The organism is Cyanobacteria bacterium GSL.Bin1 (assembly GCA_009909085.1).
GTDB lineage: Bacteria > Cyanobacteriota > Cyanobacteriia > Cyanobacteriales > Rubidibacteraceae > Halothece.
Genome location: JAAANX010000189.1, coordinates 1 through 13,879, shown reverse-complemented (window position 1 = coordinate 13,879; position 13,879 = coordinate 1). Strand labels below are relative to the sequence as shown.

Below are 13,879 nucleotides of genomic sequence, written 5' to 3'. Positions count from 1 at the left end.
GGCTCAGTTCTTCCGCCTTGGGGAACGAGTGCTCTTGGCTCATCATCATGGCTTCAGCTTAACCCTTTTTTGACTCCTGTCAACCCTTATCCCTGAATCCTTACAGTCAGCGAAAAGAAATAGAATCTAATCGAGATATAGCGGAACAAATTGTAGAGGAAGTAGGAAGGTTACCTTTAGCAATCAAAAACCTTGGTATTAATCTGACCGATGATTTTTACGAACGCGAGTCACTTTGTAAATATTGTAACGAACTTAAAGAAACGAAATCTCAGTTTGTTAACTTATATTCCGGTCAAAATGCACAAGTAAACAAGGATGAAAGTGTTTGGGCTTCCTTCTTTTTGAGTATCAAAATATTAAAAACTGCTGAGTCGATTGCTTTTTTTGCATCTTTAGGAGTTTGTTCCAAGAATGGCTTTTCTCTATCCTTAGCTAGTACAATATTCTACGACGAACGGCAGGTAAAAAATAACGAACGGCAGGTAAAAAATAACTTTTTACGAGCACTTCACAGAATTTCTTTTATTGATCATCTTAATCACGACGGTGACGGGGAAGCCTATAAACAACGCTACAAAATAACGCATCCCTTGATTCACGAATTTTCCAAAGACATGCTGAACGGTGATCTTAACGAGTTACTCAAAGACATTATTAACCTAGAAGACTACATCACGTTGGCTCAAGCTAAACAACGACATGCTAAATATTTTGTTGACCTTGTTAATGAACAAGTAATAAGCGACATTAATGACAACGAAAACCTTTCTATTATCACGAAACGCCAATTAAAAATAAGATGTTTAGGAAAAATTGTTAATTTGTATTTTTATAATAATAAAATAAAAAATAAATTTGAAGAAGCTAAAAACTATTTAAGAAATATTTCTACAATTGCGAACAATATAAAGATAGAAAATAATGTAGATTTATTTCCTGAAGATCTAGTGCCAGAGTTATTATTAAAAATATACTATGCTAGGTTATACTTTTCAAAAGCTAAAGCAGAGGACTTCAAGCATGAAAATAGTAGACAATGGGTAAGAAAAGCTAAAAAAATATGTGAAAAGGCTGTTAAAAATTTAGGCAATAAATTAAGGAAGTATGATGAGAGTCAGCAACACAAACAGCTTCTTTATATAGATATTGTACTAGGACAGTTAGGAGAGTATTGTTTATGGTTAGGTAGATTAGAATCAGAAGGACCAAACAAAAGAAGTAATTTTGAAAACGCAAGAAAATATTTAGAGATAAGTTGTAAAATCAATGATGAATGTAAAAACCTTCATGGATCCTCTCTTACTTTAAAAAATTTAGGAATAACTTATAAAGAGTTAATGAATTTAGAAGAAGATGAAGTTGAAAAGGGACATTTATTCGATCAAGCTAAAGAAAAATTGCTGGAAAGCTATTTTATAAATAAGGAACTAAATGATAATAAAGTTCCTGATCAAAGTTGGGCCCTCATCGAATTATTCGATCTTTATATTAGTCAAAATAAGGATTTGTACGAGATCATTAATGAAATTATTAAAAATGAAAGTGATGAAAATCTAAATAAAACTGAAAAATTGATCGAAACAATTTGTAAAAATTTAAAATATCCAATGAAAGGTAAAGTGATAGTATTTAATAATGAGTCGCAATTCTCTTTTATTAAGTCCGATAAAGGTAAAGTAAAAAAAATACTTAATTATGATTATGGATTTATTACTTCTGAGTGTTTGCCCGGAAAAAAGATTTATTTTGATATAAAAAGGAATAATTTTGATTCTTTAGATCAAGATCAAGTTGTTGAATTTAAAGTTAATTATTTACCTAATAATCCTCCTGATTACAAGTGGCGAGCAAACATCGACTTAGTTGGCGATCCGACAGCAAACGGACAGAAAACAACGCTGCGCGTATAATTAGAATTGTTTAACTAGAATTATTTCTTAAACTGTACGTATAAGAAATGTTCTAGGTTAAGTTTGGACTAACTGAGCGTATAATTCGACCCAAAACCATCAATTATCTCTAAAAAAACTGCTCGTATAATTAGTGGTCACCTTTAGTAGTTTTTTGGAAATTACTCGGTGGAGTATTTATGGAAATTTCTAAAACCCTTGTTTCAGATTTATACTCCACATTTCGCATCTGGGTTTATATTTATATGAAATTCCAAGTAGTACTGTACCAACTGGATTTTGACAGTGGAGGAAAGAATGAGAAACTGGAAAAAAATCCAGATGTTCAATGCCAGAAAAATATATTGTTAACCTCACTTCCCAGGAACGAGAAGAACTACATCAGCTAACTTCCCAAGGTTCTCTCTCAGCTCGCAAGTTGAAGCGTGCTCAGATGCTGCTGTTAGCGGATGAAGGTCACTCTGGACGCCACAATTTCCCAGATGTTGCATGTTGGGGAATCGACCGTACATCGGACGCGACAAAAATGTGTGGAGCAGGGAGTGGAATTTGCCCTTTCAGAACGCCCTCGTCGAGGGGGTCAACCCAAGCTCGATGGAAAAGGGGAAGCGTTTCTTGTGGCTACCGCCTGTAGTGACCCCCCTGCCGGACGACAGTGCTGGACAATGCAGCTTTTAGCCGACCGATTAGTAGAAGTGAAATTAGTGGAAAGTATTTCCGATGAAACCGTTCGCAAACGTCTGAAAAAAAACGCCTCAAGCCGTGGTTAAACAAGCAATGGTGTATTCCTAAGGTGGGAGCTGATTTTATTTGGCGTATGGAAGACATTTTAGAGTTGTATCAATCCCCCTATGATCCCCAAGTGCCAGTGGTTTGCTTTGATGAACGACCCGTGCAATTAATTAGCGAAACCCGAAGCCCAATTCCTGCCCAATCAGGTTCTCCACAACGGTACGATTACGAATATAAGCGAGAAGGCACTTGCAATCTCTTTGGATTTTTCCAACCCAAAACCGGATGGCGACATCTCAAGGTCACTCCCCATCGAACCAATCAAGACTTTGCTTTGTGTCTGCAAGATCTGGTTGATGTTCTGTTTCCTTTTTCTGATTTCATCCGGGTAGTGCTTGACAATCTCAACACTCATACCCCAGCAGCGTTGTATCAAACTTTTCCGCCTGAGGAAGCGAGACGAATTCTGAACCGTTTGCAATTTCACTACACTCCCAAGCATGGGAGCTGGCTCAATATGATTGAGTTGGAATTTTCCGTGTTGTCTCGGCAATGCTTGAATCGGCGTATTCCCTCTGTTGAAGAACTTAACCAAGAAATTACCGCTTGGGAAGAGACTCGCAATGGTCAACAAGCCACTGTGGATTGGCAATTTTCTGCCGTTGATGCTCGGGTGAAACTGGAGCGTCTTTATCCGACTCCTAGCCTGTCATAATTCCCTTGGTAGAGTAGTAGTTTGCTACACACAGATCCTTATATTGACGCGGGTAAGGGGATGCTTGACGAGGTAAAAATTCTAACGGTCGTTCCCGATACCTAATTACAAAATCCCATTTTCCCGACCTAGACTTCTCCTTAATCTCTCTCTTTTTCTGAATTCACTGGCGATTGACTCTCGCTTCTTTCATTTTTAAACTCTTCCTCCCTCTCCTGAAGATCAGGGCGGTCAGCAAGGTTGTGATCTGTGTTTTTTAACGAGAGCAAGGGGCACTCCCGATCAAAGAGTCTGGTCTGAACTTTTTTGAATACATATAATATATGTATGAGGAGAGGATCGAGTACGATCCCAGAAAAGCACAAATTAATTGGCAGAAACATGGTGTTTCTTTTGCCGATGCTGAGTTGGTGTTTTTCGATCTAGCGAAGCTACTTGCCTTCGGCAATCCGTTTGCCATCCATGAACTTGATCCGGATGCGGTGGAGGAAGAGCGTTTCATTGCACTGGGGATGAGCAACGCTGGGGTTTTACTGGTTGTTGTTTACACAATGCGTGGTGAGGTCTTTCGAGTGATCTCGGCTCGTCGCGCCACACGTCAGGAGGCTAAGGCTTATGAGGGATGAATATGATTTTTCTCAAGGCAAGCGTGGAGCTGCCATTTCATCAAAAGGGAAAACTCGAATTACGATTTATTTGGATGACGAAATTTTAGAGAGTTTCCGAAAACGTGCCGAAGCGAGAGGCTTGGGTTATCAGACATTAATTAATGAGGCTTTAAAGGCTGATCTGAAGAATTCGTCAGAGCGACCTCTGACTGAAAATGACCTTCGGCGGGTTCTGCGAGAGGAGTTAGTGAAGGAAAGGGGCAACTAAAATTCCCATTTTGCTTGCTGTTTGTCTTCTCTGTGTTCATTTTTCCAACTTTCCTCTAAATCGAGATCAGGGGGCCGGGTTGAGGCCTTATGATCTGAGTAACCTAACATCGATAAAGAGGAAGCGGCTCCCCTCACCTGTTCGGGGGTAATTTCTAAATATTCTTGTAGAACGTCTAAGGAATGATGACCCGAGATCTTTTGAATGACTCGCAGCGGAATTCCAGCATTGCTCATTTGGGTTAAAGCGGTGCGGCGGAAGGAATGAGTGGAGATGCCTTCCAGGTCGAGTTGGTGACAAGCTTGTCTGAGGATGCGACCCGCACTGTCTGGATGAAGATGTCCTTTCCCATGACGACCGGGGAATAAAAACCATCTTCGCGGTTGTGGGTAGTAGTCAATGAGAAGAGAGCGTAATTCTTCAATAACAGGAATGGTGCGAGTGGCGAGTTTTCCTTTGGTGTTCTCCTTACGGATAATCAGGTCGCAACGGGGCGTGCCTTTGCGGGTATAAACGTCAGCCGTTCTTAAACTACAAGCTTCTCGGATGCGGGTTGCCCCATAAAGACAGATGCCGAAAAGGGCGCGATCGCGCGAGTTCGTTAATCCCTCGCTGAAGACTAACTGGATTTCTTCAGGGGTGAGAATCTTGGCTTGCCCATACCGATCAATTTTCATACCGCAAGTGGGTGATACGCTCAATTAGATCTAAGGCTACACCCTTTTGGCACTCGTTACTCGGTGAAATCACAGAAAACCTTGGATTCCGAAACTGAAACCGACAAAATACGGTCAGATCAACAAGCTTACAGACTCTTGAACTGATAGACTGACAAAAGATGGTAGTAAAAATCATAGCGATCGCCAATGGCAAAGGCGGTGTCGGGAAGACAACGACTGCTGTTAACCTGGCAGCAATCTTAGCCAAGGAAAGTAAAACCCTCCTGGTTGATAGCGACCCCCAAGGATCAGCCAGCTGGTGGTTGGAGGAATGGGATGGTGAGTTTGAATTGGCTGAAGAAGCCGATCCGTTTGTCCTGTCTCAACTCCGCACGATCCAAGAATATGACTTGATTGTTGTAGATACTCCCCCCGCACTCAAGTCAGATGGATTGAAAGCAGTCCTCAAAACATCCGATTATTTAATACTGCCGACTCAACCGTCACCGATGGATCTCAGGGCAATGATCGAGACCGTACAGTCAGTGATTGCGCCAATGGGAATTCCCTATCGCGTTCTTTTAACTAAAGTAGACCCTCGGAGTAAGAATGAGGTCAAACAAGCCCAACTTTCTCTAATTAATGCTTCGATCTCAACGTTTGAGGGGGTTGTCCGAGCGTATAAAGTGCATCAAAACGCTTGCTTAAACGGTGTCCCCATTACAGAAATGAAGGGGAGGAATAGCGCGAGCGCCCGATCCGACTATCGCCAAGTCTTAAAAGAAATGCGGAGGGATTGGTTAAATCTAGAGCAAATCAGTGCTCATGATTTCCTATCTGTTAGCAAGTGTTAGCAATGAGGTAACATGACAAGAACCCCAATTCGCCTTGGTAAAGCAATGGAGAAATTTTGGTCGCTAAGGAAAATAAAAATGCTGAAACCCTTACCAAAAAAGGATTCTTATTTTAGAAGTCAATTTGATCGCGATCGCGCCGACTTCCTCCTCTTATTCCGTTTTTTGGGATAACTGAGCTTGCACTGATTCTAAAATTGTCTCTTTGATCAACGAGCTTGCCTGAAGAATTTCCACACCGATTAACTCTCCGGCTTCATTGAGTTCTGCTGTAATATTGGGACTAATTTCGCGACTGTCGGCTTCCGATTCATCGGAAATCATGAGGTGCAAAATGTCTTCCTGAGCAAAATATGCCATTTTTGAGTGATTCATTGATCTCAAATCTTCCATGTCTTGAGTGCGTCTTCCATTCTGGAGGGGCTATGTGCGGTAGAACGAAGCTCGTGCCGTAGGCTATTCATTTCCGCACCTGGAAAGCCCCGTGGGAAATCCCAGAATTTCGCACTCGCTTTTTCAAGCGAAACTTGTACTATTCTAAAGCGCTATCGGCTCTTGCCCGATCGCGCTTCCCCCTGATTCCTAACGTAGATCTTAGCCTTGACTGTGAAAAATTAATTATCCTTAAATTAGCTTCTGTTAAGTTTCCAACGAAATTTGCATCCAACTCAACCATGCAAGCTATTGAATTTAAGACCATTCTCCAAAATGGAATCGTTACACTCCCTCCTGAATATGCCAGCCAATGGGAAGGGAAAACAATCCGTGTCCTGGTTTTAGATGATTCTGAACCAGTAGAAGAATCAGTCCAACCCAATCCCACCTCTCCTTTTCAAGCAATCTCTCTCAAGACTAAAGGATTTAAGTTTAATCGAGAAGAAGCGAATGTCCGTTAACATTTTTCTCGATACCAATATCATTATCTATGGTTATTCTGAAGATGAACCCGACAAACAACAACGTGCCGTTGAGTGTCTACAAGCGGGAACGCCTTGGATTAGTACCCAAATTCTGAATGAAACCATCAACACCTTACGGCGCAAATTTCAACTTGATTATGCTCAAAGATATGAGGAAATAATAACTTTTTTAGCGGGTAGAGCCGATAGCAATGCAAAAAAGTGCAATATCCCCTCAAAACTCTTACTTAGAAGCCCTTCAAGCGCTTGGGAAGCTGGCAACGAGATCATTGAAGACTTGATCTCCACTGGTGGAAAGGTCTTCAAAAGCATCAACCCAGCGTCCGAGTGGGTTGTTCTCTTCTCGAACCATCTGCTCGAAGCGATCGTCATTGACTCCCAAACTCAGATCATCAATAATCCTCTCAAGATTTCTAAAATCTTCCTGAACACCTAATCCGAGCCAATTGTCAGCATCAATCTCGAACTCAAACGTGTTGGTTTCACCATCAGCAAGCTGAGTCAATCCCCCCTCCATTAACTGGTCGCCAATGGCATCGCGATCAGCAAATGGGACTGGCATCCTGCCATCGGGGTCAATAGCTAATCGTTGCCCCCCTTCATCCTGATCACTCGTCAGGGGAAAATATTGCTCATTCTGCCATAGTGACAAAAGATTATCGAAAAAGGGAGAGATAATACGCCCTGACTGACCTGGAGCTTGGATGAAGACAGACTTGTTGGTCGGATCGCTTAAGTCGATGATTTGACGATAGGTCGCTCCGTTCGTATCGAACTCAAAGGTATCCGAATCATAGGTACCGACATTAATGGTATAACGGTCTCCTCCAAACGGCACCTGGCGGGAAAGTGGAAGAAGGGGATGGGTAAAGGTTGCCTCATGGATTTCTCCCCATTGCGGAATCTGACCCTCAAAGCAGTCAACGACTTCCACAAAGCTTTGAGCAGCTAAATTGAGATAAAAGGCAGGAGAGGTAGACGGTAGAAACTCGGCTAAGCTATCCAGGTAACCTTCCTGCGTCAGTGCGTTAAGCAAGAAACGAGGGGCTGGTTCCTGTAAGTTTCCCTCTAAAAACTCTTCACCAAGCAGACTGGCGGGAAGACGCGTCAGCTCGTTATACCAGGTTTCAAATACAGTTGCTTGGCGCGAACGAGGATTGACGTCTCCGTCCCAATGCAGCAGTTGGTTGAGCCAGTGTTGGGCTTCCTGAGGAGCTGGCTCCCAATTGTTCAAAATGGGTTTGAGGGCTTGCAGAATGGGCTGAAAGTCCCGATAGAGATAGCTCACCTGGTCAAGCTGAATGGCTTGCATATCCTCAAGAGAAAGGGTGGCTTGGCTGTTGATCAAGTCGCGAATTCGCTCGGCTCGATAGGGGACGGCCCACTCAAAGCCAAGATTATAGGGATACGAATCTGGAGCAATTCGGTTGTTCGCTGAGATGATATATCCCCGCTCGGGATTAAAGGTTTGAGGTAATTGGTCAAAGGGGATGAAACCCTTCCAATCAAATTGAGGCGAAGCCGGAACTGGCGTGAGTCCGGTATGTGTGGTTTGTCGATCTGGAATTTGACCAGGTGCGATATAGCCGATATTCCCCACATCACCCTCTTCACCGATATCAGCGTAAACAAAATTCTGAACCGGTGTCACGTAGGATTCGAGCGCGCTTTTAAATTCATCCCAATTGCTTGCCTGATTAATCCCCAAAAAAGCTTCTAGAGTGCCATCGGTTTCTTCAAGACCAGGCCAGCGCAGCGCCAGGGGGGTTTCTAAATCCAAAGCGTCGGAAATTACAGGACCCAATTGACTGGAACGGGTAGTGAGGAGAATCGGTTCGTCCCCGCGAACCTCAATTACTTCCGGCTCCGGATCAACTTGAATTTGAGAGGAGTCGAGAAGATAAAGGTCTTGGACATCGACTTGAGAATTCGTGGCGCCCCAAGCGATGCGCTCATTGTAACCAATTGCAATTCCCGGTACTCCTGGAATTGATGCACCAGCAACATTGAAGTTCGGTGATTCTAAATGCACAGAATACCAGATGGGAGGTAATTCCATGCTCAAGTGGGGATCGTTGGCCAGGAAGGGTTTGCCCGTGGTTGTGCGCTCTCCTGAAACGACCCAGTTGTTGGACGCCTGAAGGTTATCTTGCGCCAGGGGCTGGGTCAGGAGCGAGAAATTATCCAACACTGAAGGGTCTAAATTGGTCAAGCCACTGGAATTGAGAGAAGTCTCCTCATCCGCGGTTGAGACTAGGTTCAACGCTGATACATCTTCAGGTTGAAGAATCGTTTCCTCACCCGAATCGGGGGGGAAAATGGTATTGATTTGTTCTAAGGTGAAGCCTTCGCTAATTAGTTCAGCCCTGAACAGCTCCGACTGGAAATTGCCTGAAAGCGCAAAACTTCTCAGCTTGATGGCAGCCAGGACATCCTCAGGAGTCCACGGTTCCGGTTCGTAGTCCAATACCTGAAATTCAAAAGGCAGTGGCCAATCCAGAGACAGAAATGCATTAATGCCTGCGGTGTAAGCATCTACGATCGCTTTGGTTTCCGTCTCTAGGTTGTCATAGGCCGATTCGGCCGCTTCATAGAGACCCAGTGTACGTTGTAAAATATCCTGCTCTACCGCATCAGGACCAACAATCTCAGCTAGCCTTCCAGCGACTATCCGTCTTTGATAATCCATTTGCCATAGCCGATCAAAGGCGTGGACAAATCCTAGTCCCAAAAAGGTGTCTAGATCGGTTTGAGCTTCAATATGAACCAGTCCCGAAGCTTCCCGTTCAATCGTGATGGGGGTGTTAACCTTGGGTAAGAGAACCGAGACATCCCATCCCCCATTGGCTAGAACGTTGTTCAAAGTTTCCCGCACCTGATCGATTACAGTTTCATCTAATCCGGATAGTAGCTTTAGGGAATCAGGTATATCGAGTTTCCGGTTGGGGGTCTGAGAATCCATCTCGTGCGTCCTTTTTCCAGTTGGAACTAATGAGGGCAAGTGATAGCTAATCTGTCAAAAGATTTTAGTCTACTCATGTCATGATTGATGTGATTGAAGCCTGCTTCTTGGCCAAACCCCTTTTGATCAGGTTTGAGGAATCTTGACTACTGTTTTTGGGATACCAAATAGGGGAAGCCTCTTTTTCTGTTCATTCTCTTTGATTACTGGCTTATTTTAGGCAATGAAATAGATGTCAAATATCAACTTTTTTAGGCGTCTTATTTTGAAAGCTAGATACAGCGAGAGTTAGAGGTCTATCTTGCACTATTTTACACATATCTCGGCGTGCGATTCGTTTCTGCCCAAGTCAAACCAAATTCAGGTTTGAAATAAAGCAGAGTCAAGGTATCAACCTTGATAACTCAATTTCCGTGTGGTGAGTCCTTATGGGACAATTCCAACTCTCCTGGTACTGGAGTAACAGCATATCCCTCATGGGGGAGACTGACTCTCAATCTTGTGAAGCAGGGATAAAAGGCGGTAACTCTGAACTCGTCCAGAGAACCCCGTCAAGCAAAGTTGAATATGGCTAACTTAACGTGAACTCATGGGTGAACCATCATTAGTGTGAACAAGCTCAAACGGGTTAATGGGCTTGCTCAAAAGGGAAAGGATATAAGAGGCAAGCGGTTGCCGAGCCGACTTGATTAGTACCCTCAATAAAACCTGGTGGAAAGTGAGAGCCTAAGTTCAACGCAAAACGGAAATTGGGAACGAAGTAACCCTCATAAGTTCTCTCTGATTCATCAGATATCAGAGTAGGCAGTCAGCTAAATGTCTTGTGAGGGAAGGATTGTCTCAGAAGCTAATGGTTTGAGGAAAGCTCAAATATATGCTGACGGAGGCACAGCAATCTGGAAGATAAAGTTGTCAGTAGCAATGAACAAGTCATGAGCGAGTTAACGACTACGTATGAATCGGGTACAGCCGACATATGCGCAAAATAGGACACGATATTAAGTAATATAAAGACACAGTTTTGTTTTTCGTATTGCGAAATGCTTAAAACTGCCTTACAGAAAACTTTTCAGAGCAGATTGTCAGCAAGCTGTGGCCAACATAAATAATGAACTTCCCCAAAAAAGATAGTTGGGCTGAGATGACAAGAGTACAGAAAATTAAGTTTGCACGTCGCTAATCATGAAAAATTTGCCCATTAATAACCATTTTTGGTAATGTTTTGACCCTGAATTCGCCTAAAAAGTTACAAAACTTTGTGTCATGTCCTATTTTGCAGGTATGTCGGCTATACGCCCATATGAAACGACTCATGCTCGGATACCCAAAGAAATAAAGCCTTTGGTTGATCGAATTACCACAAACTACAGAGAGCTATATGATCAACCAGAGGCTATGGCTCATATGCTTTCTAGTTTAATATTAATTCTTGATAACAATAAACCTGTTAACGACTTTAATAAAGTTGAATTAACTCAGGAAGAAGCGATTGAATTAGCTAAGAAATTATTGAAAGCTAAGAAGTCCAAAAAGCAGACAATAGAAAAGTTGTTAACAGGTATTTATGGAGGTGAGTTTGATCTAACAATTTGATATAATTGAATTAATACGCAATGCAGAGATGCAACGTAGGAAAGGTCATATAGGGAGAGAAGTTTAGGCACTGGTAAAGCCAAATCGAAGGTAGTGCAATCCCAGGGTAAACGCATCAAATTAAAGATTGACACCAGCTCCAAACAAGAGGGATCTTTCAAGATAAAGCAACAACCCAAAGTGGTGAGAGAATTAAATTTAACAAAATCGGGAAAATTTTGTTAACCAAGTCCGCCATTGTAGAAACCCTGCATTCGCCATTGTTCGCCAGCGCGATCGCGGTAAAAATCAGAAATGTAGCTTCAACACTTTATTAGTTATCTGGAATACTCTTCTTGGACTTGCTGATAAATTGCTTTCCACTCCTCTATTAATTTTGTTTGGTGAGGCTGTATCTGTCGCCCTCTCATACCGGGATAACGCTGATAAAAACGTCTATCGGTTTCTTGAAATAATTCATTTCTGTTTATTTTTTTGGGTTGCTGAGGGGGATTTTCTAAATATTGGCTAAACTCTGGACAAAAATTAACAATTCCATCTGCTACCAGTGGATTTGCTTGTCTTTGTGCTTCTAATTCATTGACAGAATTAGAAAGTCTAGACACACTTCCACTGAGACGACCAACAGGATCAGAACCGTAATAGGTAGACTCTCGTCTTAACTCTGGATCATTGCGACGTATTTCATAAGCTGCTGCATCTAAAACTTCGCTTATGGTGAATCCGTTTCTTAATCGATTGCAAGCACGTTGAGTAAGAATCCGCCGAGTTTGTGGAGAAAGTTCAGCTCTTACAGGAACTGCAGTAAAAAATGCAATTGTGATTCCAAAGATAAATGCTACTTCTCTCATGTTATTTCTACGGTGTAATACAAACTAATTCTTTATGTTAGAACGAAGACAAACCGATCTTTTTGCTAATCTTTCTGTTAGCCTTTTAGTTTTTTTTAGTTACCCATTCTCAATAGTGGCAATAAGGTTGTAACACAATATACAAAATGCTCACCAGACGTATAGGACAGACAATCCAGACAGACAGGTAACACAGTTGGCAATTCCTAACCTGTTGGAGGAGTTAGTTAGTATCACTCTCGACACAATAGAAAAGCGTAGGAAGGGGTTAGATGATCTGAGGGATTTAGAAGAAATTGCTAATAACAATTGGTTAATCCCCACTGGTCGTTTAGCTGAGATAATTGCGCGATCGCGTTACTAGGAAGAAGTCACTTCAAACCTTGGCTATATTATTGTCAATAGCTAGAAACCAGATGGTCTAGGAGTTTTCTTTCTCTGATATATAGACTCGATCAAAATATCAAACTGGAAAGATTTTTGATATGCAGTTACTTTATCTTGATAGATAACTTTATCTTTGTGACAAGTAGCTGAAGAGTTATAGTTGAGAAATTTCATTTTATACATACTCCCTTTTCTATCTTGTACAAAAATTCCTTCAGTTATATTTGTCCAGATATTTGATCCATTACCGCATCTCAACCACCACTCATTTCGATAGGCAGTTATCCACTCTACTTGACAATCAAACTTTCCCATTTGGGTAATGATATAGGCATTATGCTTTTTTACCTTAGGGGATTGCGTTCCATCTTCCTGTCTTTCCCAATCTACAATTTCATTAATATCAGCATTTTGATTTGGACAATTATTGATTTCATTTAATTCTGCTAGTACCGGTGAAGCTATGAAAAAGGTTAATGTAGTAAAATTTAGTAGATTAATAACTGATTTTAATATCATACTCTTTAAGAATAAGAAAAATGCTAACTCAAACTAAAAGTTAGATTGACTATGAGCTACTCACTTCAAAAAGTTAGCTACTCCCATATAATTACATTACCCTTAAAAAAAATATGGATAACATCGCACAACAAGAAGCCCAAGACCTAGCTGTAGTGGACTGAAATTATCATTACTCCGACCCGAAATCATCGGCATTTTGAAACTATGTAAGTACACAGCCAAGGGAATATCCGTAATCACCTATTGTTTGCCTTTTGGGACTAAATACCAATTATCAAGTTTTGGCACCTGTTCCTCTTTTAGCTTTATTGGTAGGCCGTCTTCGTCATAACCTTCCCAACCTTCAGGGATGTATTGACCGATTGTTACTAATCGTAGTCGATTTCCGTAGGGGTCTTTAAATTCAAAGACGCATGGTGCTGCACCGGTGCCAGCGCATTCTTTTAACTCGTGATAGCCGCGTTCTCGAATCCAATAGTTGTTCTCTCGTCTTTGTCTTTCCCATTCGGTTCTATGAATAGAAAAATAATGTCCGCTATAATTAACCGGCTGCCAACCCTCTGCCATTACAAGCTTGCGTGCTTTAGCGTACGCTTCTACGCCGTTAAGGTTGGGAATTGGATAGTGGTCACCATTAGTAAACGAATTGTTTCGTGTTGGTTCAGAGATAGACATCTCGGCACTTATAAAAGTAGTTCCCAAAATAGATAAAAATGCTGTGATTCCTAGGACCAGTTTATTCATAACATTAATCTCCTAATCTTTCGTTAAAGTAAACTTTAGTTGATTTGACGATGTAAAGAGAGTGATCGGGTTGGATAAGAAGTGTTTATTTTTCTTCATTGAGATACTCAGCTAACGCTCCCCAACCTCTAGCTTTGATACCAAAGTAATC

The 13,879-nt window shown here is 41.8% G+C and carries 13 protein-coding genes and 1 pseudogene; 8 read left to right on the top strand and 6 right to left on the bottom strand.

Annotation, left to right across the window (positions count from 1 at the left end; all coding sequences use genetic code 11):
• Nucleotides 1–344 precede the first annotated feature (344 nt).
• From GVY04_21820 to GVY04_21805, 4 genes and pseudogenes are all read left to right on the top strand, one after another.
• Complete coding sequence (locus GVY04_21820; GenBank protein NBD18668.1) at nucleotides 345–1,913, top strand: hypothetical protein; 1,569 nt, start codon at nucleotides 345–347, stop codon at nucleotides 1,911–1,913.
• A gap of 328 nt (nucleotides 1,914–2,241) precedes the next feature.
• Nucleotides 2,242–3,360 (top strand): annotated as a pseudogene (locus tag GVY04_21815) (IS630 family transposase).
• Between the two features lie 323 nt (nucleotides 3,361–3,683).
• Nucleotides 3,684–3,986: a hypothetical protein gene (locus tag GVY04_21810; protein NBD18667.1), complete on the top strand. Its 303-nt coding sequence runs from the start codon at nucleotides 3,684–3,686 to the stop codon at nucleotides 3,984–3,986.
• Nucleotides 3,976–4,236: a ribbon-helix-helix protein, CopG family gene (locus GVY04_21805; GenBank protein NBD18666.1), complete on the top strand. Its 261-nt coding sequence runs from the start codon at nucleotides 3,976–3,978 to the stop codon at nucleotides 4,234–4,236. Before GVY04_21810 ends, GVY04_21805 begins: the two co-directional genes overlap by 11 nt.
• Here the strand turns inward: GVY04_21805 and GVY04_21800 are convergent.
• Complete coding sequence (locus GVY04_21800; GenBank protein NBD18665.1) at nucleotides 4,233–4,913, bottom strand: tyrosine-type recombinase/integrase; 681 nt, start codon at nucleotides 4,911–4,913, stop codon at nucleotides 4,233–4,235. The genes GVY04_21805 and GVY04_21800 overlap by 4 nt on opposite strands.
• Nucleotides 4,914–5,074: 161 nt before the next feature.
• On the opposite strand from GVY04_21800, the gene GVY04_21795 reads away from it, so the two are divergent.
• A complete protein-coding gene (locus GVY04_21795; GenBank protein ID NBD18664.1) occupies nucleotides 5,075–5,749 on the top strand; it encodes an AAA family ATPase in 675 nt (224 codons plus the stop codon).
• A gap of 153 nt (nucleotides 5,750–5,902) precedes the next feature.
• On the opposite strand, the gene GVY04_21790 is transcribed toward GVY04_21795, so the two are convergent.
• Nucleotides 5,903–6,124, bottom strand: coding sequence for a DUF2283 domain-containing protein (locus GVY04_21790; GenBank protein ID NBD18663.1), 222 nt, complete (start codon nucleotides 6,122–6,124; stop codon nucleotides 5,903–5,905).
• A gap of 299 nt (nucleotides 6,125–6,423) precedes the next feature.
• Here GVY04_21790 and GVY04_21785 point away from each other — a divergent pair, with 299 nt between their 5' ends.
• On the top strand, nucleotides 6,424–6,645 hold the full coding sequence (locus GVY04_21785) for a hypothetical protein (GenBank protein ID NBD18662.1): 222 nt from the start codon (nucleotides 6,424–6,426) through the stop codon (nucleotides 6,643–6,645).
• A gap of 262 nt (nucleotides 6,646–6,907) precedes the next feature.
• Here GVY04_21785 and GVY04_21780 read toward each other — a convergent pair whose 3' ends face one another.
• Complete coding sequence (locus GVY04_21780) at nucleotides 6,908–9,631, bottom strand: penicillin acylase family protein (protein NBD18661.1); 2,724 nt, start codon at nucleotides 9,629–9,631, stop codon at nucleotides 6,908–6,910.
• 1,263 nt (nucleotides 9,632–10,894) lie between these two features.
• Between GVY04_21780 and GVY04_21775 the strand changes: the two genes are divergently transcribed.
• Nucleotides 10,895–11,224 carry a hypothetical protein gene (locus GVY04_21775; GenBank protein NBD18660.1) on the top strand — a complete coding sequence of 110 codons (330 nt, stop codon included), beginning with the start codon at nucleotides 10,895–10,897 and terminating at the stop codon, nucleotides 11,222–11,224.
• Nucleotides 11,225–11,541: 317 nt separating this feature from the next.
• Here GVY04_21775 and GVY04_21770 read toward each other — a convergent pair whose 3' ends face one another.
• Entirely contained in the window at nucleotides 11,542–12,075 is a 534-nt protein-coding gene (locus tag GVY04_21770) for a hypothetical protein (GenBank protein ID NBD18659.1), read from the bottom strand.
• 196 nt (nucleotides 12,076–12,271) lie between these two features.
• On the opposite strand from GVY04_21770, the gene GVY04_21765 reads away from it, so the two are divergent.
• Nucleotides 12,272–12,439, top strand: a complete 168-nt coding sequence (locus tag GVY04_21765) for a hypothetical protein (protein ID NBD18658.1) — start codon at nucleotides 12,272–12,274, stop codon at nucleotides 12,437–12,439.
• A gap of 41 nt (nucleotides 12,440–12,480) precedes the next feature.
• Here the strand turns inward: GVY04_21765 and GVY04_21760 are convergent, their stop codons facing one another.
• Nucleotides 12,481–12,981, bottom strand: coding sequence for a hypothetical protein (locus tag GVY04_21760; protein NBD18657.1), 501 nt, complete (start codon nucleotides 12,979–12,981; stop codon nucleotides 12,481–12,483).
• Between the two features lie 243 nt (nucleotides 12,982–13,224).
• A complete protein-coding gene (locus GVY04_21755; GenBank protein NBD18656.1) occupies nucleotides 13,225–13,728 on the bottom strand; it encodes a hypothetical protein in 504 nt (167 codons plus the stop codon).
• Nucleotides 13,729–13,879: the final 151 nt, after the last annotated feature.

What these genes read in the sequence shown, in the direction of transcription:
- GVY04_21810 (NBD18667.1), top strand. Translation starts at nt 3,684, where the DNA reads ATGTATGAGGAGAGGATCGAGTACGATCCCAGAAAAGCACAAATTAAT.
- GVY04_21805 (NBD18666.1), top strand. Translation starts at nt 3,976, where the DNA reads ATGAGGGATGAATATGATTTTTCTCAAGGCAAGCGTGGAGCTGCCATT.
- GVY04_21800 (NBD18665.1), bottom strand. Translation starts at nt 4,913, where the DNA reads ATGAAAATTGATCGGTATGGGCAAGCCAAGATTCTCACCCCTGAAGAA.
- GVY04_21795 (NBD18664.1), top strand. Translation starts at nt 5,075, where the DNA reads ATGGTAGTAAAAATCATAGCGATCGCCAATGGCAAAGGCGGTGTCGGG.
- GVY04_21790 (NBD18663.1), bottom strand. Translation starts at nt 6,124, where the DNA reads ATGAATCACTCAAAAATGGCATATTTTGCTCAGGAAGACATTTTGCAC.
- GVY04_21785 (NBD18662.1), top strand. Translation starts at nt 6,424, where the DNA reads ATGCAAGCTATTGAATTTAAGACCATTCTCCAAAATGGAATCGTTACA.
- GVY04_21780 (NBD18661.1), bottom strand. Translation starts at nt 9,631, where the DNA reads ATGGATTCTCAGACCCCCAACCGGAAACTCGATATACCTGATTCCCTA.
- GVY04_21775 (NBD18660.1), top strand. Translation starts at nt 10,895, where the DNA reads ATGTCCTATTTTGCAGGTATGTCGGCTATACGCCCATATGAAACGACT.
- GVY04_21770 (NBD18659.1), bottom strand. Translation starts at nt 12,075, where the DNA reads ATGAGAGAAGTAGCATTTATCTTTGGAATCACAATTGCATTTTTTACT.
- GVY04_21760 (NBD18657.1), bottom strand. Translation starts at nt 12,981, where the DNA reads ATGATATTAAAATCAGTTATTAATCTACTAAATTTTACTACATTAACC.
- GVY04_21755 (NBD18656.1), bottom strand. Translation starts at nt 13,728, where the DNA reads ATGAATAAACTGGTCCTAGGAATCACAGCATTTTTATCTATTTTGGGA.